Source organism: Jatrophihabitans sp. (genome assembly GCF_036388195.1).
Lineage (GTDB): Bacteria > Actinomycetota > Actinomycetes > Mycobacteriales > Jatrophihabitantaceae > Jatrophihabitans_A.
The window spans coordinates 1-20,693 of sequence record NZ_DASVSG010000086.1; the positions used below are offsets into that span (position 1 = coordinate 1).

19 protein-coding genes are annotated in these 20,693 nt (G+C 72.1%); 8 read left to right on the forward strand and 11 right to left on the reverse strand.

Features of this window, described 5'->3' with window-relative positions:
* The 7 genes from VF612_RS08920 to VF612_RS08950 all read right to left on the reverse strand — a co-directional run.
* Window positions 1-435: hypothetical protein (locus tag VF612_RS08920; RefSeq protein ID WP_408659502.1), on the reverse strand; the 435-nt coding region annotated here is incomplete at its 3' end.
* The gene (locus tag VF612_RS08925) at window positions 432-1,814 is read right to left on the reverse strand and encodes a DUF58 domain-containing protein (RefSeq protein ID WP_408659503.1); all 1,383 of its coding nucleotides are present in this window, start codon (window positions 1,812-1,814) and stop codon (window positions 432-434) included. The genes VF612_RS08920 and VF612_RS08925, both read right to left, overlap by 4 nt.
* A complete protein-coding gene (locus tag VF612_RS08930) occupies window positions 1,811-2,797 on the reverse strand; it encodes an AAA family ATPase (protein ID WP_408659504.1) in 987 nt (328 codons plus the stop codon). Before VF612_RS08930 ends, VF612_RS08925 begins: the two co-directional genes overlap by 4 nt.
* Window positions 2,797-3,318: a hypothetical protein gene (locus VF612_RS08935; protein WP_408659505.1), complete on the reverse strand. Its 522-nt coding sequence runs from the start codon at window positions 3,316-3,318 to the stop codon at window positions 2,797-2,799. Before VF612_RS08935 ends, VF612_RS08930 begins: the two co-directional genes overlap by 1 nt.
* A complete protein-coding gene (locus VF612_RS08940) occupies window positions 3,311-4,048 on the reverse strand; it encodes a DUF4129 domain-containing protein (protein ID WP_408659506.1) in 738 nt (245 codons plus the stop codon). Before VF612_RS08940 ends, VF612_RS08935 begins: the two co-directional genes overlap by 8 nt.
* Window positions 4,049-4,078: 30 nt before the next feature.
* The gene (locus VF612_RS08945; protein ID WP_408659507.1) at window positions 4,079-5,239 is read right to left on the reverse strand and encodes a cystathionine gamma-synthase; all 1,161 of its coding nucleotides are present in this window, start codon (window positions 5,237-5,239) and stop codon (window positions 4,079-4,081) included.
* Between the two features lie 78 nt (window positions 5,240-5,317).
* Window positions 5,318-6,709: a cystathionine beta-synthase gene (locus VF612_RS08950; protein WP_408659508.1), complete on the reverse strand. Its 1,392-nt coding sequence runs from the start codon at window positions 6,707-6,709 to the stop codon at window positions 5,318-5,320.
* 66 nt (window positions 6,710-6,775) lie between these two features.
* Between VF612_RS08950 and VF612_RS08955 the strand changes: the two genes are divergently transcribed.
* The gene (locus VF612_RS08955; RefSeq protein ID WP_408659509.1) at window positions 6,776-7,810 is read left to right on the forward strand and encodes an SGNH/GDSL hydrolase family protein; all 1,035 of its coding nucleotides are present in this window, start codon (window positions 6,776-6,778) and stop codon (window positions 7,808-7,810) included.
* Between the two features lie 47 nt (window positions 7,811-7,857).
* Window positions 7,858-9,087, forward strand: coding sequence for an acetyl-CoA C-acetyltransferase (locus VF612_RS08960; RefSeq protein ID WP_408659510.1), 1,230 nt, complete (start codon window positions 7,858-7,860; stop codon window positions 9,085-9,087).
* A 237-nt stretch (window positions 9,088-9,324) separates the two neighbouring features.
* On the opposite strand, the gene VF612_RS08965 is transcribed toward VF612_RS08960, so the two are convergent.
* Entirely contained in the window at window positions 9,325-10,161 is an 837-nt protein-coding gene (locus tag VF612_RS08965) for a Bax inhibitor-1/YccA family protein (protein ID WP_408659511.1), read from the reverse strand.
* 181 nt (window positions 10,162-10,342) lie between these two features.
* Here VF612_RS08965 and VF612_RS08970 point away from each other — a divergent pair, with 181 nt between their 5' ends.
* The 6 genes from VF612_RS08970 (at window position 10,343) to VF612_RS08995 (ending at window position 17,668) form a co-directional block, all read left to right on the forward strand.
* Complete coding sequence (locus VF612_RS08970; protein ID WP_408659512.1) at window positions 10,343-11,551, forward strand: LCP family protein; 1,209 nt, start codon at window positions 10,343-10,345, stop codon at window positions 11,549-11,551.
* Between the two features lie 80 nt (window positions 11,552-11,631).
* A complete protein-coding gene (locus tag VF612_RS08975) occupies window positions 11,632-12,522 on the forward strand; it encodes an ABC transporter permease (RefSeq protein ID WP_408659513.1) in 891 nt (296 codons plus the stop codon).
* Window positions 12,515-13,375 (forward strand): ABC transporter ATP-binding protein, encoded by an 861-nt coding sequence (locus VF612_RS08980; RefSeq protein WP_408659514.1) that lies wholly within the window; start codon window positions 12,515-12,517, stop codon window positions 13,373-13,375. Before VF612_RS08975 ends, VF612_RS08980 begins: the two co-directional genes overlap by 8 nt.
* A gap of 103 nt (window positions 13,376-13,478) precedes the next feature.
* Window positions 13,479-14,345: a class I SAM-dependent methyltransferase gene (locus VF612_RS08985; RefSeq protein WP_408659515.1), complete on the forward strand. Its 867-nt coding sequence runs from the start codon at window positions 13,479-13,481 to the stop codon at window positions 14,343-14,345.
* Window positions 14,346-14,397: 52 nt separating this feature from the next.
* Complete coding sequence (locus VF612_RS08990; RefSeq protein ID WP_408659516.1) at window positions 14,398-16,386, forward strand: glycosyltransferase family 2 protein; 1,989 nt, start codon at window positions 14,398-14,400, stop codon at window positions 16,384-16,386.
* Between the two features lie 109 nt (window positions 16,387-16,495).
* Complete coding sequence (locus VF612_RS08995) at window positions 16,496-17,668, forward strand: acyltransferase family protein (protein WP_408659517.1); 1,173 nt, start codon at window positions 16,496-16,498, stop codon at window positions 17,666-17,668.
* 55 nt (window positions 17,669-17,723) lie between these two features.
* Here VF612_RS08995 and VF612_RS09000 read toward each other — a convergent pair whose 3' ends face one another.
* The 3 genes from VF612_RS09000 to VF612_RS09010 are packed head-to-tail and all read right to left on the reverse strand — an operon-like array spanning window position 17,724 to window position 20,658.
* A complete protein-coding gene (locus tag VF612_RS09000) occupies window positions 17,724-18,593 on the reverse strand; it encodes a glycosyltransferase family 2 protein (RefSeq protein WP_408659518.1) in 870 nt (289 codons plus the stop codon).
* The gene (locus VF612_RS09005) at window positions 18,590-19,396 is read right to left on the reverse strand and encodes a CDP-alcohol phosphatidyltransferase family protein (RefSeq protein WP_408659519.1); all 807 of its coding nucleotides are present in this window, start codon (window positions 19,394-19,396) and stop codon (window positions 18,590-18,592) included. The genes VF612_RS09000 and VF612_RS09005 overlap by 4 nt, the downstream gene beginning before the upstream one ends.
* Entirely contained in the window at window positions 19,393-20,658 is a 1,266-nt protein-coding gene (locus VF612_RS09010; RefSeq protein ID WP_408659520.1) for a CDP-glycerol glycerophosphotransferase family protein, read from the reverse strand. The genes VF612_RS09005 and VF612_RS09010 overlap by 4 nt, the downstream gene beginning before the upstream one ends.
* Window positions 20,659-20,693: the final 35 nt, after the last annotated feature.

The following is a 20,693-nucleotide window of genomic DNA, read 5'->3' on the forward strand; positions in this document are numbered from 1 at the left end:
GGCCGCCGCCAGCGCCGCGGCGACCGCCAGCTCGACCCCGCAGCGGCGTAGCCACCGGTGCAGCACCGAGACCCGCAGCTGCGCGGTCAACGGCACGGCCGCGGCCAGGGCGGTAGCGGTGTGCAGCAGGTACAGGGCTACCGCGAAGGCCGCGGTGACGGCCAGCGGCGGCGTCCCCTGCCAGCCGTAGGCGGCGAACCAGCTGCCGATGGCCGCGGCGAGCGCCAGGCCCGCGCCGCCCTGATCCGGGCTGCCGGCCGCTACCAGCACGCCGGCCGCCAGCAGCCCCGTCCACGCCAGCCCCGCCCCGGGCGGGATCCACAGCAGCGCCAGCCCGGCCAGCACGATCACCACCCGCACCCCCAGCCCGGCCACCGAGTAGGGAGGTTGCCCGGGCTCACGACGCGCGGGAAGCAGCCTGGCCGCCCGGATCATCGGTGCACCCTCGCTGCCCGGGAGGTCCGGCTGAGGCCGGCGAGCACCTGATCCAGACTGCCGGCGCCCAGCCAGGGCACCACCGGCACACCATGATCGGCCAGCGCCCGCGCCAGGTTGGCCCGCTCGATCAGCTGCATCCGCCAGGCCAGCTCCATCCAGGGCGCCTGCTCCGGCAACGCCACCTCGGCGGGCAGGGTGTCCACCACCAGCACCGAGCGGCCGGCCCGCGACAGCCCCGCCGCCTCGGCTGCCACCTCGGTGCTCAGCAGCGGGCTGAACACGATCACCAACGCCCGGCTGGAGATCCTCGCCAGCGCCCGGCCGATGGTCAGCTGGCTGACCGGCGCGGTGCGGACGTCCAGCAGCAGGTCCATGATCGTGAACAGGTGGGACTGGCCGGTGCGCGGACGGACCGGCCGCCCCGCCCGGCCCAGGTCCAGCACCGCCACCCGGTCACCGTTGCGCAGATAGTGCTCGGCGATCGAGGCGCTGGCCCGGACGGCGATGTCGAGGTTGCTGGCAGCGTCCGGGCCCGGGCTGCGGCCCACCTCGGCCGCGGTGTCGAGCACCAGCACCACCTCGGTATCGCGGTCTGAGTAGGTGGCGGTGACGTGCAGCTCGGCGGTCCGCAGCGACACCGGCCAGTTGATCCGGCGCAGCCGGTCACCGGCGACGAACGGACGCACACCTGCCGGATCCACCCCCTCGCCGATCCGGCGGGACCGGTGCGCCCCGACGAGGCCGGTGGCGGCCGGCACCAGGTCGGTGGCCGAGAACCCCACCCGCAGCGGGAAGGTGGCCAGCGACACCATCTCGGGGTCGCTCACCCTGGTCTGCAGCAGGCCGTGCGCCGCGGTGACGGTCATGCTCACCCGGCCGAGCCGGCTGCGTCCCCAGCGTGGCGCGGCCAGCCGGTGTCTCAGGGTGAGCTCCTCGCCCGGGCCGGCCGCGGCGCACAGGTCCTGGCCGCCGTCGGGCAGCTCGATCCAGCCCTCCAGCCGGGTGCGCAGCCGGATGACGTCGACGGCGTCCGGCGCGTAGAGCTGCTGGCTCAAGGTCGTCGACTGGCCCTCGAACAGGGTGGCCGCCCCCGTGCTCAGCCGCACCTCGGGAGCGCGCTGGGCCCGGTTGAGCAGCGGCAGCACGGTGCCCACCGCCAGCGGCAGCGCCAGCAGCAGCAGGTCCTGGCGGGCCAGCAGCGCCGCGAACCCCAGCAGCACCGCGACGCTGCCGGCGGCAGAGCCGAGCGCCAGGGTCGGTGACCATCGGGCGGGCGGCGCCGCGGCCCGGCGGGACCGGGCGGGCGGCTCGCTTCCGACAGGTCCGGCCGGGGGTCCGGCAGCGGCCGGTTCGGAGCCCGCCGACTCGGACGTCACGGCCGGCTCACCGACGGCATCCGGGGACGGTCCACGCCGGTCGCCGGGGCCGGCACCTCGGCCAGCACCGCCGAGATCACCTCGGCCGGCAGCAGCTGCCGCATCCACATCTCCGGACGCAGCGTCACCCGGTGCGCCAGCGCCGCGACCGCGACGGCCTTGACGTCTTCGGGGGTCACGAAGTCGCGGTGGTTGATCAGGGCGTACGCCCGGGCCACCAGCAGCAGCGCCAGCGCGCCGCGCGGCGAGGCGCCGACCAGCAGGTGCTGGTGGAACCGGGTCGCGTCGACCAGCGCGACGCAGTACCGGCCGACACTCTCCTCGACCTCGATGCCCTCGACGACCCGCTGCACCGCCAGTAGGCCGGCCGCGTCCAGCACCGGGTTCAGCGTGATGGCCTCCGCCCGGCGCGCCATCCGCCGCTGCAGCACCTGCCACTCCTCGTCCTGGCTGGGGTAGCCGAACGACACCCGCAGCAGGAACCGGTCCAGCTGGGCCTCGGGCAGCGGGTAGGTGCCCTCGTACTCGATCGGGTTGGCGGTGGCGATCACGTGGAACGGCTGGGGCAGCTCGAAGGTGCGGCCCTCGACGGTGGCCTGGCCCTCCTGCATCGCCTCCAGCAGCGCCGCCTGGGTCTTCGGCGGCGTCCGGTTGATCTCATCGGCCAGCACCAGGCCCGCGAACAGCGGCCCGGACCGGAACACGAACTCGCCCTGGCGCTGGTCATAGACGAACGAGCCGGTGATGTCGGAGGGCAGCAGGTCGGGGGTGAACTGGATCCGGCGGAACTCCAGCCCGAGCGCCTGCGCGAACGACCGCGCCGCCAGGGTCTTGGCCAGGCCCGGGTTGTCCTCGATCAGGACGTGGCCGCCGGCCAGGATGCCGGCCAGCACCAGCGCCAGCCGGCCGCGCTTGCCGACCACCGCCCGGCTGACCTCGTTCAGGATCCGGTCACAGGCCTGGGCAGCCGCCGGCGCGGCCATCAGAGCGCCTCGATCAGGGTGACCAGCGTGCTCAGCTCGGCGTGGCTGGGCGCCGGGCTGGCCGGCCCCGGCGGCGCTATCGTCAGCGACCACAACTGCTCTCCTAGCACTTCTCTAGCCTGGACGGGGTGCCTGCGCGGATCGATCCCGTACTTCTGGCGCAACCGCTCGGTGGCCAGCCGGGCCAGCACCGGACGCACGTTGCGGTCGTACTTGGACCCGTCCCGGCTGGCCGCCTCCAGCCGGCGCTCCAGTTGCCGGAGCTTGGCGAAGTAGTCGCCGCCGGGCCACAACGGCGGCTCGACCGCCTCCGCCGGTGGCTGCGGGTCGGCGGCGGTCTCGCGGACCAGCTGGATCAGCACCGCGACGGCCACGCCCACCCCCGCACACAGCTCCGGACGCAGATTCCCCCCGGAGGCCGCGCTGGACAGCAGCACGGCGATGCCGAGCCCCAGCCCGAGCGCGGCGGCCAGCGCCAGCCGGAACCACAGCCGGGACCGGCGGCCGGGCCGCTCAGCCATGGCCGGCCCCTGTCCAGAGCCCGGCGGCTGCCTCGAGCTCCGAGCGCAATCGCACCAGGTCGGCCCGGGCCTGGGCGACTGCCTCGGCCGGGATCGGGTGGCTGGAGAACCGGGCCTCGCGGTACAGGGCGGCCAGCCGGTTCAGCGGCGCCTCGCTCAGCGGCATCGAGGCCAGCAGCCGGTCGACCAGCTCGGAGGAGGTGTCGGCGGGCGAGCGGCGCAGGCCGGCCAACTCGGCGGTCTCCTCCAGGCGGCGCCAGCAGAGGATCACCGCATCGCGGACCTGCCCGCCGGCCACCTGCGACATGGTGGTCCGCAGCGTGCTGGAGACCTGGCGGATCAGGTCGTCAGGAGCCGGTTCGAACGGCCGGGGGGTCTGCCTGCTGCGCCGGGACCGCAGCCGTCCCCGCCACTGCGGCCAGAGCACCAGCGTGATGGCGATCACCGCCACCAGCAGGATGGCCAGCAGCAGCAGCTCGATGAGCGACCAGGGCACCCGGAGACGGCCGGAGTCCGACGGCGGCACCCCGGTCAGCTGGTCGCTCTGCGGGGTTGCCGTCGCCCGGGGCGTGCTGGGCGAGGACGGCTGGGCCACGGCGTCGGCCGGACCCGACGGGACCGGACCGGCCCGGGCAGCCAGCGCGACCAGCACGAACCCGGCCAGCGTGGCCGAGGCCGCCCAGGCGCTGGGCGGCCCGAGCCGCGCCCGGAGCCGCATCACGGTCCTCACCGTCCCCGCCGGCCGTCGACCGGAGACCGATCAGGCCAGCGCCGCGGTGAGGTCTGCCAGCAGATCCTCGATGTCCTCGATGCCGACCGACAGCCGGATCAGGTCACCGGGGACCTCCAGCGGCGACCCTGCGACGCTGGCGTGGGTCATCCGGGACGGATGTTCGATCAGCGACTCCACCCCGCCCAGGGACTCGCCGAGCGTGAACAGCTCGGTCAGCCCACAGACCTTGAGCGCCGCCTCCTCGCCGGCGCGCAACCGGAAGGACACGATGCCGCCGTAGCCGGCCATCTGCCGCGCCGCGACCTCGTGGTTGGGGTGCTCGGGCAGGCCCGGGTAGAGCACGCTCGCCACCGCCGGGTGCTGGCAGAGGAACTGGACGACCTTCTCGGCATTGGAGCAGTGCCGCTCCATCCGCACACCCAGGGTCTTGATCCCGCGCAGCACCAGCCAGGCGTCGAACGGGCCGCTGATCCCTCCCACCGCGTTCTGGTGGAAGGCCACCTGCTCGCCGATCTCGGGGTCGCGGGTCACCACCGCCCCGCCGACCACGTCGGAGTGCCCGCCCAGGTACTTGGTGGTGGAGTGCACCACGACGTCGGCGCCCAGCCTCAGCGGCTGCTGCAGGTAGGACGAGGCGAAGGTGTTGTCGACCACCAGCATCGTCTGGTGCTGCTGCGAGATCTCGGCCAGCGCCGCGATGTCGGCGATGTTGAGCAGCGGGTTGGTGGGCGTCTCGACCCAGATGACCCGGGTGTTGGGCCGGATCGCGGCGGCCACCGCGGCGCTGTCGTGCATGGCGACCGTGCTGAACTCGATGCCCCACCGGGTCAGCACCCGGGAGACCAGCCGGTAGGTGCCGCCGTAGGCGTCGTCGGGCAGCAGCAGGTGATCGCCGGGGGCGCACAGCGTCCGCAGCAGGATGTCCTCGGCGGCCAGGCCCGAGGCGAAGGCCAGCCCGCGGGCGCCGCCCTCGACCGCCGCGAGGCACTCCTCCAGCGCCGACCGGGTCGGGTTGCCCGACCGGCTGTACTCATAACCGCCGCGAAGCCCGCCGACGCCGTCCTGCTTGTAGGTAGAGGTTTGATAGATCGGCACGGTGACCGCTCCGGTCAGCGGATCCGGTTCCTGGCCGGCGTGGATCGCCCTGGAGTTGAAACCGAGCGCGCTGCCATCTGTCGATATGTCCATGCCGCTCAGATTACTGCCCGTCCCCGGCCTCGTTCCGGGCATGCGGATTCCGGACAGATCACGGTCGGCGCCAGCCGCCTACTTGCTGACCAGATAGCCCAGCAGGTCCTGCCGGGTCACCACGCCGGCCGGCTTGCCGTCGACGTGCACCAGCAGCGCGTCGGCCCCGCCCAGCGCCTCGACCGCCCGGCGGACCGGCTCGCCCGAGCCGATGATCGGCAGGTTCGCCGACATGTGCTTCTCCAGCGGGTCCGACAGCGAGGCCTGGCCGGCGAACAGCGCGTCGAGCAGCGCCTTCTCCGACACCGACCCGACCACCTCACCGGCGGTCACCGGCGGCTCGGCGCCGACCACCGGCATCTGCGACACCCCGTACTCGCGCAGGATGTCGATCGCCTCCCGGACGGTCTCGTTCGGGTGCCCGTGCACCAGCGCGGGGGTCTCGCCGTCCTTGGCGGTGAGCACCTCGCCGACGGTGGTTTCGGCGCTGGTGTCCAGGAAGCCGTAGTCGCTCATCCACTTGTCGGAGAACACCTTGGACAGGTAGCCCCGGCCGCCGTCGGGCAGCAGCACCACGATCACGCCCTCGGGCCCGGCGCGCTCGGCGACCCGCAGCGCCGCGGCGGCGGCCATGCCGCACGAGCCGCCGACCAGCAGGCCCTCCTCACGGGCCAGCCGGCGGGTGATGTCGAACGACGTGGAGTCCGAGATCGCGATGATCTCGTCGGGCACCTCCGGGTCGTAGTTGCCCGGCCAGAAGTCCTCGCCGACGCCCTCGACCAGGTACGGGCGCCCGGTGCCCCCGGAGTACACCGAGCCCTCGGGGTCGGCGCCGATCACCCGCACCGGGCCGCCGGGACGGTCGGCCGACACCTCCTTGAGGTAGCGGCCGGTGCCCGAGATGGTGCCGCCGGTGCCCACGCCGGTCACGAAGTGGGTGATCCGTCCCTCGGTCTGCTCCCAGATCTCCGGGCCGGTGCCCTTGTAGTGGGCCAGGGTGTTGTTCACGTTGGCGTACTGGTTCGGCTTCCAGGCGCCGGGCACCTCACGGGCCAGCCGGTCAGAGACCTGGTAGTAGGAGCGCGGGTCCTCAGGCGCCACCGCGGTCGGGCAGACCACCACCTCGGCGCCGTAGGCCTTGAGGAGGTTGATCTTCTCCTGGGAGACCTTGTCCGGCAGCACGAAGATGCAGGAGTACCCGCGCTGCTGGGCGACGATCGCCAGGCCCACCCCGGTGTTGCCGGAGGTCGGCTCCACGATCGTGCCACCGGGCTTCAGCTCGCCGCTTCGCTCGGCCGCCTCGATCATGGGAAGCGCGATCCGGTCCTTGCTCGAGCCGCCGGGGTTGAAGTGCTCGACCTTGGCCAGCACGAGCGGCGCGGTGGCCGGGTCGAGGTGCCGGGTGACGCTGCGGAGCTGGATCAGCGGGGTGTTGCCGATCAGGTCAATGAGTGAGGTGTAGTAGCGCATGAGGCAAAGGCTAACCTCGCGTCGTCAGTTCAGGGTCATCAATAGTGCAATCCCGGAGGCATCTGCATGAGCCGAGCGTCTCGGGCCAGGCGGGTGGTGACCGCTGCGGCCTTCGGAACGGGCGGTATCGGCGCGCTCAGCGCGGTCGCCGCGGGGCTGATCTACGGCCAGACCAAGCTGGCGCGGCGCCGGATCCAGCCGCCCGAGGCCCATCCGCCCCGGGCTGACGGCGTGTGGGTGGCGCCCGGGGTGCCCGCGGACGGGCCGCTGCTGCTGCTGGCGATGATCGGGGACTCCTCCGCCGCCGGGTACGGGGTGCACCGCGACAGCGAGACCCCGGCCGCCCAGATCGCCCTGGGGCTGTCCGCGCTGGCGCGCCGGCCGGTCCGGCTGCGCAACGTCGCGGTGGTCGGCGCCCAGAGCTCGGCGCTGGCCAGCCAGGTCGCGCTGGTGCTGCCCGAGCGGCCCGACCTGGTGGTGATCATGATCGGCGCCAATGACGTCACCCACCGGATCCGGCCCTCGGAATCGGTCCGCCACCTCACCGACGCGCTGAGCACCCTGGCCGAGCACAACCTGCCGGTGGTGGTGGGAACCTGCCCCGACCTCGGGACGATCCGGCCGATCTCGCAGCCGCTGCGCTGGCTGGCCCGCCGGATGTCCCGGACGCTCGCCGCGTCGCAGGCGGTGGCGGTGGTGGCGGCCGGCGGCCGGGCCGTCAGCCTCGGCGACATCCTCGGCCCGGAGTTCGCCAGCAGCCGGGACTACTTCTCCGAGGACCAGTTCCATCCGTCGGCGATCGGCTACGCCCGGGCCGCGGAGGTGCTGCTGCCCTCGGCCGCCGCGGCGCTGGGCCTGAGCACGGTGTCCGAGCAGGCCGCGCCGTTCACCTCCAAGCGCGCCCGGCCGGTGGCCAAGGCCGCGGCGAAGGCGGCCGGCCTGCCGGGCACCGAGGTGCTGCCGGCCGAGGTGCGCGGCGAGCGGAGCGGCCGGCACGGGCCGTGGGCCCGGCTCCTTCGCCGCCGGGCGACCACCGTGATACCGCCCACCTCCGGCGGCCAGGAAAACTTCACCCCTGCCACCATGGTGGACAGCGACTAGCGGCGGACGAGCCGCTCGCCATGCCGCACCCGAGAAGGAGACCCGCGATGTCCAGCACCCCCCAGGCCGTCATCGTCGCCACCGCCCGCTCACCCATCGGCAGGGCCGCCAAGGGCTCGCTGGTCGACATGCGCGCCGACGAGCTCGTCACCCAGATGATCACCGCGGCGCTGGCGAAGGTGCCGCAGCTGGACCCCCGCCAGATCGATGACCTGCTGCTGGGCTGCGGGCTGCCGGGCGGCGAGCAGGGCTACAACATGGCCAAGATCGTGGCCACCCTGCTCGGCTACGACTTCCTGCCCGGCGCCACCGTGACCCGGTACTGCGCGTCCTCGCTGCAGACCACCCGGATGGCGATGCACGCGATCCGGGCCGGCGAGGGCGAGGTGTTCATCTCCGCCGGGGTCGAGACGGTGTCGCGGTTCGTCAAGGGGTCCTCCGACGGGCTGCCCGACACCAAGAACCCGCGGTTCGCCGAGGCGCAGGAGCGCACCGCGAAGGTGGCCGCCGAGGGCGCCGACGGCTGGCAGGACCCGCGGGAGCTCGGCAGCCTGCCCGACCCCTACATCCCGATGGGCCAGACGGCGGAGAACCTGGCCCGGCTGATGGGGGTCAGCCGCGAGGAGATGGACCACTTCGGGGTCCGGTCGCAGAACCTGGCGGAGAAGTCGATCGCCGACGGCTTCTGGGCCAGGGAGATCACCCCGGTCACGCTGCCGTCCGGTGAGGTGGTGAGCCTCGACGACGGCCCGCGGGCCGGGGTCACCTACGAGGCGGTCTCGCAGCTCAAGCCGGTGTTCCGGCCCGACGGGCTGGTCACCGCCGGCAACTGCTGCCCGCTCAACGACGGCGCGGCGGCCCTGATCATCATGAGCGAGCGCAAGGCCGCCGAGCTGGAGGTGACGCCGCTGGCGCGCATCGTCGCGACCGGGGTCACCGGCCTGTCGCCGGAGATCATGGGGCTGGGGCCGGTCGAGGCGTCGCGGCAGGCGCTGGGCCGGGCCGGCATGTCGGTCTCCGACATCGACCTGGTGGAGATCAACGAGGCCTTCGCCGCCCAGGTGATCCCGTCCTACCAGCAGCTGGGCTTCGACCTGGACCAGGTCAACGTCAATGGCGGCTCGATCGCGGTCGGCCACCCGTTCGGGATGACCGGCGCCCGGATCGCCACCACCCTGATCAACTCGCTGCAGACCCATGACAAGCAGTTCGGCCTGGAGACCCTGTGCGTCGGCGGCGGCCAGGGCATGGCGATGATCCTGGAGCGGCTCTCCTGAGGCATTTCCGGGGCCAGCTCAACGCCTGATCGGCCGGACTGTCATGCCCAGCGGCCGCCCGGGCGCTCGCTCAGCATGTCAGTCGGCAGGGACCGGCCAGGGACCGGCCAGGGACGGCCAGACGGCACGGTCCCCGGACGTGGTGCGGCCCCGTCCCTCAACGCTGAGGGACGGGGCCGACTTGGTAATTACTTGCTGGTCGCTCACGGACCCCGGGGTCCGCTGGTCGGTGTCCGGCTAGTTGTTGCGTCCGGTCAGGTAGCTCAGCAGTCGCAGGATCTCCAGGTACAGCCAGACCAGCGTCACCAGCAGGCCCCAGGACAGGTACCAGCCGACCTTCTCGTCCACGCCGCGGCGCACCGACTGCTCGATCATGTCGAAGTCCACGATCAGGTTCGAGGCCGCGACCACGATGCAGAGCAGGCTGAAGCCGATCGCCAGCGGCCCGCCGTCGCGCAGCCCCAGGCCACCGTCGGTGAAGAAGCCGGCGACCAGGTTGACCAGCATCAGGCCGACGATGCCCAGCGTCGAGGCGAACACGATCTTGGTGAACTTCGGGGTGACCCGGACGGCGCCGGTCTTGTAGACCACCAGCACGCCACCGGCGACCATGATCGTGCCGGTGACGGCCTGCACCACGATGCCGTTGAACCGCTCGTTGAACAGCTCGCTGATGCCGCCGAGCGCCAGACCCTGCAGCGCCGCGTAGATCACCGTGGTCGCCGCGTTGGCCCGTCCGGAGAAGGCCATGTACAGGCCCAGCACCAGGGCGCCGATGAAGCCGATCGCGACGACGCCGCCGATGGCCGAGTCCGGCACCACGAACCACGCGAAGCCGGCTGTCACCAGCAGGGTGCCGAGCAGCACCATCGACCGGGTGACGACATCGTCCAGGGTCAGATACCGCGACGGGGCCGCGGGCGGGGCCGGCTGACCGTAGGCCGGTTGGGAGTACCACTCGTTGAGCTGACCGGCCGTCGGGGGCGGCGGCGCGATCGGGCCGTTGGGGCCCCGGGCTGCCGTGCCCGGATGTCCGGACTTCTCAAAACCCCGCAGGACAGGGTTACTGGCCACTGTTGCCTCCACCTCGATACCCGCACCGGGTGCGCCGGTGCGCTTGCTCTACATCCGATTCAACGCACGATGGTAGCCAGGTAGTTCCCGGCACGTCCGGCTCGTTTCGGCCCGATCCGAGGTGATTCGAGGCGGTCCCAGCAGGGCGAGAGCACCGCTCGGTGCACGGTAATGTCGAGGGGTGCCGCTATCGCAGATACCGGGGGATGCTGGCGGTGGCCTGAGGCAGCTGCCCGAGCCGCCCGGCCGGCGTCGAGCCGGCTCGCACTCGGTGCTGCTCGCCGTCAAGGTCGTCGCCGCGCTGCTGTCGTTCAGCGTGGTGTTCGTCTCGGCCTACGTCTGGGTCAATTACCGCAAACTCGACAACGGCCTGCGCCGGTTGAGCATCAGCACCGGCCCGCAGCAGAACGCCACCGGCACCGGCACCGAGGCCGACATCGACGGCAAGGACCAGAACCTGCTCGTCATCGGCAACGACGACCGTTCGACGATGACCGACAAGGAGGTCCGCCAGCTCGGGACCGGCCGGGACGGCGGCAGCCTGGCCACCGACACGATGATCATCGTGCACGTGCCGGCGGACGGCTCGAAGGCGACCCTCATCTCGCTGCCGCGCGACTCCTACGTCAACATCCCCGGCTACGGGATGGACAAGCTGAACTCCGCCTACGCCAGCGCCTACGCCGCCGCCAAGGGCAACGCCGAGGTCAAGCGGGCAGCCGGCGCGAACCTGCTGATCCGGACGATCACCAACCTCACCGGCCTCACCATCGATCACTTCCTGCAGGTCGACCTGATCGGCTTCTACCGGATCAGCAACGCCCTCGGCGGGGTGACGGTCAACCTGTGCCGTGCCGTCAACGACCCGGACTACTCCCACCTGGTGATGTCGGCGGGCCGGCACACCATCCAGGGCGTCGAGGCGCTGGAGTTCGTCCGGCAGCGGCACGGCCTCGCCAACGGCGACATCGACCGGACCGCCCGGCAGCGGTACTTCCTCACCGCGGCGTTCCGCAAGGTCGCCTCCGCGGGGACGCTGCTGAACAGCCGGAAGCTGGCCAACCTGGTGTCGGCCGTGGACAAATCCGTCTATGTCGATCGCACGTTCAGCCTGGCCAGCCTGATCAAGCAGATGTCCAACCTCAGCGCCAACAACATCGGCGGCAACTCCATCCCGTACGAGCGCTACGCCACGGTGGACGTCGGCAGCGTGCTGATCGTCAAGCCGGCCAGGGTGAAGGCGTTCGTCAACAACCTGATCTCCCCCCGCCCGCCGGTGGCTCCCACCACCCCGCGCGGGTCCGTCGGGCCGTCGCCGGGGACGTCCTCGGCCGCCCCCGTCCCGGTCCGGGCCCCGGCCAAGCCGCTCGACGCGGGCTGCATCAACTGAGGCCATCGGCAGGCTCCCGGCGCGCCCACCGGCACCGGATCGGAACGGGCCCGGAGGGGCTTGCCGTACCCTCAGGCGATGTGACCAGTGCGATCCCAGCCGGGGTGGACCCCGCTCGCGATGAGCCTGTGGACGAGCTGATAGCCCGCTATCAGCTGCGCCGCGCGGGCGCCCGCCCTGGCATCGTCGACTACACCCGCGAGCTGTGGGGACGGCGGCACTTCATCGTGGCGTTCTCCACCGCGAACAACGCGGTCGGGTACTCGGCGAGCTTCCTGGGCCAGGCGTGGCAGCTGCTGACGCCGCTGCTGAACGCCGCGGTGTACTACCTGATCTTCGGCGTGCTGCTGCACACCAAGCGCGGGGTGCACAACTACGTCGCCTTCCTGGTGATCGGCATCTTCATCTTCACCTTCACCCAGAGCAGCCTGCTCGGGGGCTCCCGGGCGATCAGCGCCAACGTGGGGCTGACCCGGGTGCTGCACTTCCCGCGCGCGGTGCTGCCGGTCTCCTCGACCCTGGTCGCGTTGCAGCGCCTGGTCTACTCGCTGGTCGTGATGCTGCCGATCGTGCTGATCACCGGCGAGCGGCCGCGGTGGCAGTGGCTGCTGCTGATTCCCGCGATCGCGCTGCAGTTGATGTTCTGCCTGGGCCTGGCCTTCTTCATCGCCCGGATCGGCGCCAAGGTGCCCGACACCTCGCAGCTGCTGCCCTTCCTGATCCGCACCTGGCTGTACGTGTCCGGTGTCTTCTACAGCATCCAGGCATTCGCGGCCGACCACCCGCGCTGGGTCAAGGTGATCCTCGAGGTCAATCCCGGCGCGGTCTACGTCGAGGTGGTGCGGGCGGCGCTGATCGACGAACCGCGGGGGCATCACCTGTGGTTGCTGGCGGTGGCCTGGGCGGTGGTCGTGCTGGCCGCGGGGTATCTCTTCTTCTGGCAGGCCGAGGAGCAGTACGGACGTGTCTGAGGCAGTTTTTGGGGCAGCTCTGGACGCCGACGCCGAGCCGACCGTCGTCGTCGACGATGTGCACCTGACCTACCGGATCACCGGCCGGCACGCCTCGGCCGGGGCGCCTGCGGCGCTGAAGCGGATGGTGCAGCGCCAGCCCCCACCGGGCATGCGAGAGGTGCATGCGGTGCGCGGGGTGAGCCTGATCGCGCGGCGCGGCGAGGCGATCGGGCTGATCGGCCCGAACGGCTCCGGCAAGTCAACCCTGCTGCGCGCCATCGCCGGGCTGATGACGCCGGAGTCCGGCGCCATCTACACCCAGGGCCAGCCGTCGCTGCTCGGCGTCGCGGCCGCGCTGATGAACGACATGACCGGCGAACGCAATGTGGTGCTCGGCTGCCTGGCGATGGGGATGACCCCGGAGGAGGTGAAGGAGCACTACGACGCGATCTGCGAGTTCGCCGACATCGGCGAGTTCATCTCGCTGCCGATGAAGACCTACTCCTCGGGCATGGCGGCCCGGCTGCGGTTCGCGATCGCCGCGGCGAAGTCGCACGAGGTGCTGCTCATCGACGAGGCGCTGGCCACCGGCGACGCGGAGTTCCGCCGGCGCAGCGAGGCCCGGATCAGGGAGCTGCGCGAGGCCGCCGGAACGGTGTTCCTGGTCAGCCATGGCCTGAGCGTGGTCCGCGAGACCTGCGGGCGCGCCATCTGGCTGGAGAAGGGCCGGGTCGTCGCCGACGGCGAGGCCAACGCGGTCGTCGGCGCGTACGAGGCCCGGCACGACCCGAAGGCGGTGGAGGAGCGGCTGGCCGCCGCCGCTGCGGGCGGCAAGCTGTGGTCGGCGGCCGAGGAGCCGTCCAGCGCCTGAGCCGGGCCCGGCGCACGCCTCGGAAGCGTTGGCGGTGGCGTCCGGACGTCCCGGGCCAGGCCGGTATGTTGGTGGCCAACTACGACGACGAGATGTGGGGCTGATGAACCGGCACGATTTCCTGAGCGCCATCCACGCCAGTTACGAGCCGCGCAACTACCTCGAGATCGGCATCAACGACGGCCGCGGGCTGCAGCGCTCGCACACCCGCACCATCGGGGTGGACCCCGCCTTCAAGATCGTCGCCGAGGTCGACTGCGACCTGATGCTGGTCAAGGCGACCAGCGACGACTTCTTCGCCCGGGAGAACCCGATCGCGCGCTTTCCCGAAGGCGTCATCGACCTCAGCTTCATCGACGGCCTGCACATCTTCGAATTCGCCCTGCGCGACTTCATGAACGCCGAGCGGCTGTCCGGTCCCAACAGCGTCATCATCCTCGACGACATGCTGCCCCGGACGGTGGCCGAGGCAGCGCGCGACCGGCACACCCTGGAGTGGACCGGGGACGTGTACAAGGTGGCCCAGGTGCTGGAGCGCTACCGGCCCGAGCTGGTGGTGATCCCGCTGGACACCACCCCGACCGGCCTGCTGCTGGTGCTGGGCGCCGACCCGTCCAGCACGGTGCTCAAGGACAACTACGACGCGATCCTCGCCGAGTACGTCACCGAGGACCCGCAGCAGGTGCCGCAGGAGATCCTGCACCGCACGCAGGCCGCCGACCCGTTCAAGGTGGTCGGCTCCCAGGTCTGGAAGGAGCTGGCCGCGGCCCGCGCTGGCGGGTCGGTGGCGACGGAGGCGATCGAGTCGCTGCGCGCGCTGCGCGGCTCGGCCAGCTACGTCTCCAACCCGCCGGCCCCCCGGCCCTGGCCGCCGGTCAAGGCGCCGGCCGCCAAGCCTGCTGCCGCCAAGCCGCCGCAGCCCACCACGCTGGTCCGCCGGGTCCGCCGGGCGATCAAGAACCGTCTGTAGATCGCTGACGATCGGATCGTCACCGACGACTGAATCCACGGGAGGGTCCGCCGTGCCCACCAAGGTCAGCGTGGTCATACCGGTGTGGAACCCGGGCCGGTTCCTCGACCGCTGCATCGACTCGCTGCTGGCCCAGACCATGCCGAGCACGGACTTCGAGGTCCTGTTCATGGACGACGGCTCGACCGACGGCACCGAGGACCGCCTCGATCGGCTCGCCGCCGAGCACCCGCACTTCCGTGTGCACCACCTGGAGAACTCCGGCTGGCCGGGCAAGCCGCGCAACGTCGGGATCGAGCGGGCCGCCGGGGACTACGTCCTGTTCCTGGACAACGACGACGCCCTGGGCGCCGAGGCGCTGGAGCGGATGCACGCGATCGGCGCCCGCAACCACTCCGACATCGTGATCGGCAAGGTGGTCAGCAACTTCCGGGGCGTTCCGCACCAGGTCTTCCGGACCACCCGGGAGCACTGCACCGTTCGCGACGCGCCGCTGTTCGAGAGCCTGACCCCGCACAAGATGTTCCGCCGCCAGTTCCTGCTCGACCACGACATCCGCTATCCCGAGGGCAAGCGGCGCCTGGAGGACCAGCTCATCATGGCCCGGGCGTACTTCCCGGCCAGGAGCGTCAGCATCGTCGGCGACTACGTCTGCTACTACTACCTCAAGCGCGAGGACGGCACCAACGCCGGGTCGGCGCGGATCGACCCGAAGTCCTACTACGACAACCTGCGCGAGGTGCTCGACGTCGTCGAGGCCAACACCGAGCCCGGAGAGTTCCGCGACTCGATCCAGCGCCGGTTCTACCGCGGCGAGATGCTCGGCCGGCTGAGCGGCAGGGCGGTGTTGAGGTACCCGCCGCGCTTCCGGGACGACCTGCTCGCCGAAGTCCGGCGGCTGGCCCTGGACCCCCGCTTCGCGCCGGGCGTGCACGCCGGGCTGCCGGCCTTCCTGCGGGTGCGGTCCTACTTCGTCCGCGAGAACCTCGTCGACGACCTGCTCACCTACTCCGAGCGGTGCCTGGAGATAGCCGCCAGCGCACGGCTGGAGGACATGCGCTGGCGCGACGGCGTGCTGGTGCTGACCGTCCGCGCCTGGTTCGCCCGCGGCGAGCAGCCGCTGGAATTCCTCCGGACCGGGCAACGGCTGTTCCTGACCCCCGAGATCACGCTCGACGCCCCGCCGGACGAGCGGGACTGCACCGGGCAGCTGGCGCAGGTGCTGGCCGATGCCAGCATCAAGAACCGCGACACCGCCGACGAGTTCTTCCTGCCGGCCGAGCTCCGGCTGCACGAGCGCACCGTCGGCGAGCTGGCCGGCTCCTCGGTGGTGCAGGCCGAGTGGGTGGGCGAGGTCGAGATCGATCCGACCTCCGCCCTGGGTGGCCGCCCGCTGCCCCGCGGCGTGTGGGACGTCTCGATCCGGCTGTCCGGGCTGGGGCTGGCCCGCAAGGCGCGGCTCGGCAGCGAACGCGACCGCGTCGCCGAACAGGGCCGGCGCCCGGCGCTGCTCGGCGACCGTCCGCTGGTGGCCATCCCGTACTGGACGACCCCGCACGGCAACCTCAGCCTGGACATCGCCGAACACACCATGTCGCTGCGGGACATCCTCAAGCGCGTCCCGGCGACGGCGTCGCCACCGTGGCAGCTGGGCGCGGCCTCGTTGCGGATCAGCCTTCCGATCGCGGTTTCTCCGGTTCGCCCGATCGACGGCCGGCTGCGGCTGATCCACCGGCGCACCGGCGCCGTTGTCGAATGCCCGCTCGAGTGCGGCGCAGCTGCTTCGACGCTGCGCCTGACCGCCGAGCTGCCCGCCCGCGACGCCGGCCTGACCGTCGGCGTGTGGGACATCGCCGTGGTGCTGCCCGATCTCGGCCGGGACCAGCCCGTCCGGATCAGCCAGGTGCTCGCGGTGCCCAGGATCGGGCCGCCGCACCTGCGTCGCGCTCCGCGATCCGTCCTTGTCCGTGGCCCCCGTGCCCTGGCGCGCCGGGGAAAGCGGCTGGCCGGCAAGGCCGCTGCCCTGATCCGTCGGAAGTAGACCGGCCTGGATTTCCCCGCCGCCGCGGGAGTGTGCCGGTCCGGTCTGGCGGCGGTACCGGGATAGGGTGAATTGCTCCGCAATCATCCCCGGGATCGAAGGGACGTCCATGCCAGCGCTGGGCCGCGCGAGGTCATCGAGGCTGCTCCGGCGGCAGGCCGGCCGCCCGTCCGACGACTCGGGCCGCCAGACCTTCGGCACCCGGCTCGATCCCCGGTACAACAGCCTGAACGCCATCCGGCTGCTGCTCGCCTCCGTCGTCATCGTGTCGCACTCCTGGGGGATCGGGAACTACGGCGACGGCCGTCCCCCGCGCCACGGTGGCGAGACGCCGGGTGACTGGTCGGTCTTCGCGTTCTTCGTCCTCAGCGGCTACCTGATCACCGGCAGCCGGCTGAACAACAGCCTCGGCACGTATCTCAAGCGGCGGTTCCTGCGGATCTATCCGGGCTTCCTGGTGTGCCTGTTGGCCGCCATCGCCGTCTTCGCCCCGATCGGCTACTACCACCAGCACCACAGCCTGCACGGCTACCTGACCAAGTCCAACACCCCGTTGGACTACCTGATCAGCAACCTCACGCTGAAGATGAACATCGCCAAGGTGGCAGGCACCCCCACCGGTCCGTACTCCTGGACCGGGTCGCTGTGGACCCTCTACTACGAGTTCTACTGCTACGTCATCGTGGGCCTGCTGGCCTGCTGGGCGGTGTACGGCCGCAAGCCGGGGCTGGCGGTCGGGGTGTTCGCCTTCGCCACCGTCGCCCGGCTCGAACACACCCATGTCGCGGCCTTCGCGCACAGCAGCGATGTCCGGCACATGGTGCAGCTGCTGCCGTTCTTCATGGCGGGTTCGGTGATCTACCTGTTGCGCGACCGCATCCCGTGCAACGGATGGCTGGCCGCGGCCAGCCTCGCGGTGTTCGTCGCGCTGCCGCACCTGGCGCAGAACCGGTTCGTGGTGCTGTGCGCGCTCCCGGTGGGCTACCTGCTGCTCTACCTCGGCGCCGTTCTCCCGGTGCCACTCGGACGCCGCAACGACATCTCCTACGGCATGTACATGTACGGCTACCCGGTCGAGCAGTTGTTGCGGTTCGCGCACCTGTCCTCGCAGATCGTGTACATCGTGCTGGCCATCCTGTGCACCATCCCGCTCGCCGCGGCGTCCTGGTTCCTGGTCGAGCGCCCGGCGATCCGGTGGGGCCAGCGGCAGACCCCCTCCGCCGACAACCGGGCGGCCGCGGCCGGCGCGCCCGTCGAGCCGCTGCAACCTGCCCGGACCTGACGCCTGCGATCCGGCCCGGGCTCAGATCACCTGGCGCGTCCGATCCGGCTCGGGCTCAGATCAGCGGGGGCCGGCCGGCCCGGGTCATCCGCCAGACCGTGCGCCAGGACATCGGCCGGCGCGGGCCGCAGTCCAGCCGGAACCCCTCGACCGCTCCCCGCCAGGACTCCAGCAACGCCGGCCGGCCCCGGGTGCGGGCCAGCGTCAGGGCGGTCCAGACCACCAGGTACAGCGCGGCCAGCGGGACCGGCAGCCGCCGCCGGGCCAGGAACACCCGGTTGCGCGCCGACAGCCGGTAGAAGCCGGCGTGCCGGGTGGGCGCGATCACCGGATGCAGGGCTGCCAGGTCGCCGGCGTACCGGACCCGCGCGCCGGCGTCCCAGACCGCCCAGGCCAGGTCGATGCCCTCGTGGGCGTAGTAGAAGCAGCCCGGCCACCCGCCGATCCGCTCGAACAGCTCCCGGCGGATGCCCACCGCGCCCTCCCAGACGGCGGTGACATCGCTGGACCGGGCCGGGTCGCCCACCCGCAACCGGGGCGTCCAGCGCCGGGGGGACGGCTGCCCGTCGGGCGCCAGCACCCGGGGCTGCACCAGCCCCAGGGCCGGGTCGGCGGCGAACATCGCGGCCAGCCGGGCCAGGGTGTCCGGATCGCGCAGGCTGGCGTCGTCGTCCAGGAAGAACAGCAGATCGCCCTGCACGTGCGGCACGCCGGCGTTGCGGCCGGCCGGAATGCCCACGTTCTCCGGCAACGCCACCGCCCGCACCCCCTCGGGCAGGCCGGTCGGCGACCAGCCGTTGCCGACGACGACGATGTCCAGGCGCACGCCGGTCTGCGCCAGCAGGCTGCGCAGCCCCCGGTCCAGGTCCTCCGGCCGCCGGCCCTGGGTCAGCACGACCACACCGTAGGACGGCGCCGCGGTCACGCCCGCACCCGGTTGGAGGCCACGATCGCCACGAAGTGCCCGAGCACCGACAGCAGCGCCAGCGGAACGACCGCCACCAGCAGCCCCCGGGTGCCGCTGAGGTCATCGGTCACCAGGTCCACCACCGCGGCCACCGCGATGATCAGCGTCAGCTCGATCGAGTGGTAGATGCGGTGGAACGGAACGAACCGGGCCGCGTTGCGCAGCGCCGCCAGCACGCCGGACCGTGGCCTGCTGACCTCGGCGGTGTCCGGCGCCCGGCCGAGTCCCGCGTGCGCCCGCGCCGCGTGCACCATGTCGTTGAGCGCCTTGTTCAGGCACAGCAGCCAGGCCAGCAGGGCGCCGAGGCAGATCCAGCCGAGGTGGTCGGTGATCTCCCCCGGGCCACCGGCAGCCCGCACGCCCAGCGCCAGCGCGATCAGGGTCTCCACCGTGTAGTGGCCGACCTTGTCCAGGAAGATCCCCATCGGGCCGGACGTGCCGCGCCACCGGGCCACCTCGCCGTCGCAGGCGTCCCACATCATCTGCAGCTGGGTGCACAGCACGGCGAGGATCGCGCCGAGCAGCCCCGGGACCAGCAGCGCCGGAGCCGCCAGCCAGCCGCTGAGGATCATCAGCCAGGTGACGCCGTTCGCGCTGATCCCGGTCGGCAGCAGCACCCGGGTCACGTAGGGCGAGATCCGGCGCATGTAGAGGTCGCCGGTCCAGTGCTCGGCGGTCCGCCGGCCGCGCACCGCGGGCGGCTGGGTGATCTCGCGCAGCTGGGCGATGGTCGGCCGGGACGGCCGCTGGCCGGCGGTCACGGCCGTCCCGCCAGCCGGGCGGCGCGGTCGGCCAGCTCGCGGTCGCGAAGCTCGATCAGCTCGTCGCACACGTCCAGGAACCGGGCCAGGGCGGCGCCGGGGGTGGTGTCGCCCATGGCGTGCTCGACCCAGGCCCGCCGGCGCGCCTGGTCGCCTCCGGACAGCTCGGCGGCCACCAGGTCCGCCAGCCCGCCCGCGTCGGCAGCGCGCAGGCCGGGAGCGGCGCCGAGCACCGTGTCGGCGTCCAGGAACGCCTGCGGCGACTCGGGGATCGTCACCACGATCGGCTTGCCGGTGGTCATCCAGTCCCCGGCCACCGCGGAGATGTCGCAGACCAGCAGATCGGCGTCGTCGGCGCGGACGTCCCAGGCCGGCGCCAGGTCGACGGCATGCCGGGACGCCGGATCCCGCTCCCGGTGCTGGCGCACCAGCGCCCGCAGCCGCTGGTCGGCCACGGCGAACTCGGCGCGGTTGGCGCCGGTGCGCGGGTGCGGGCGGTAGATCACGTCGTACCGGCCGGAGTCCAGCAGCGAGCGCAGCAGCGCCTCGCCGTGCGAGACCACCGAGCTGTAGGCCATGCTCGGCTGGCCGCCCTCCCAGGTCGGGGCGTAGCGCACCAGCGGCCGCGCCCTGCCGCCGGCAACCGTCTGATCAGACGCTCGTTGACCGGCCGGGACGTCCAACTGCGGCCGCCCGACCAGCCGGACGTGGGCAGCGGCGTCGTAACACATCAGGTTGCGCTGCAGCCGGTCCCGCCCCGCCGCGCCGGGCACCAGGATGACGTCGTAGGCCTTCACCTGGTTGCTGGCCGAGGCGGCCTTGTCGCTCTCGCCATGGCCGAGGTAGGCGTGCAGCATCGTCGGGAACCGCAGCGGGTGCAGGTTGCGGATGTTGTGGCTGACGTACAGGGCCAGGGCCACGTCGCTGCGCGAGACGAGGTCCTCCAGCGTCCCGATCCGGCCGCAGCAGACCACCGGCAGGTCGCATTCTGCGCGGATCGCGGCCGCAGCGCGGCTGTCCAGGCACACGATGCCCACCCGGCGCCGGCTGTCGAGCCGCCGCAGGACCCCGTACCACTGCCGCAGCTGGTACAGGTTGGTGGTCGTGTCCGGGAAGTACAGCATCACCGCGAACGGCAGGGACTGCCCACGCAATGCCTCATCGTCGCCCAAACCGTCCGGATCGCCCTCGGGGAGCAGTCCCAGCCGGCGGATGAGCCGCCCGCCGAGACGCCGCACCCTGCCGCGCAACCGCACGTCCACCCCCGATGCCTCCGCTCGCCGGCCCGCAGCTTATC

Excerpts from the sequence above, each read along its gene's own strand:
- VF612_RS08985 (WP_408659515.1), top strand. The coding sequence starts at position 13,479 with ATGAACCGGCACGATTTCCTGAGCGCCATCCACGCCAGTTACGAGCCG.
- VF612_RS08955 (WP_408659509.1), top strand. The coding sequence starts at position 6,776 with ATGAGCCGAGCGTCTCGGGCCAGGCGGGTGGTGACCGCTGCGGCCTTC.
- VF612_RS08950 (WP_408659508.1), bottom strand. The coding sequence starts at position 6,709 with ATGCGCTACTACACCTCACTCATTGACCTGATCGGCAACACCCCGCTG.
- VF612_RS08945 (WP_408659507.1), bottom strand. The coding sequence starts at position 5,239 with ATGGACATATCGACAGATGGCAGCGCGCTCGGTTTCAACTCCAGGGCG.
- VF612_RS08995 (WP_408659517.1), top strand. The coding sequence starts at position 16,496 with ATGCCAGCGCTGGGCCGCGCGAGGTCATCGAGGCTGCTCCGGCGGCAG.
- VF612_RS08960 (WP_408659510.1), top strand. The coding sequence starts at position 7,858 with ATGTCCAGCACCCCCCAGGCCGTCATCGTCGCCACCGCCCGCTCACCC.
- VF612_RS08930 (WP_408659504.1), bottom strand. The coding sequence starts at position 2,797 with ATGGCCGCGCCGGCGGCTGCCCAGGCCTGTGACCGGATCCTGAACGAG.
- VF612_RS08935 (WP_408659505.1), bottom strand. The coding sequence starts at position 3,318 with ATGGCTGAGCGGCCCGGCCGCCGGTCCCGGCTGTGGTTCCGGCTGGCG.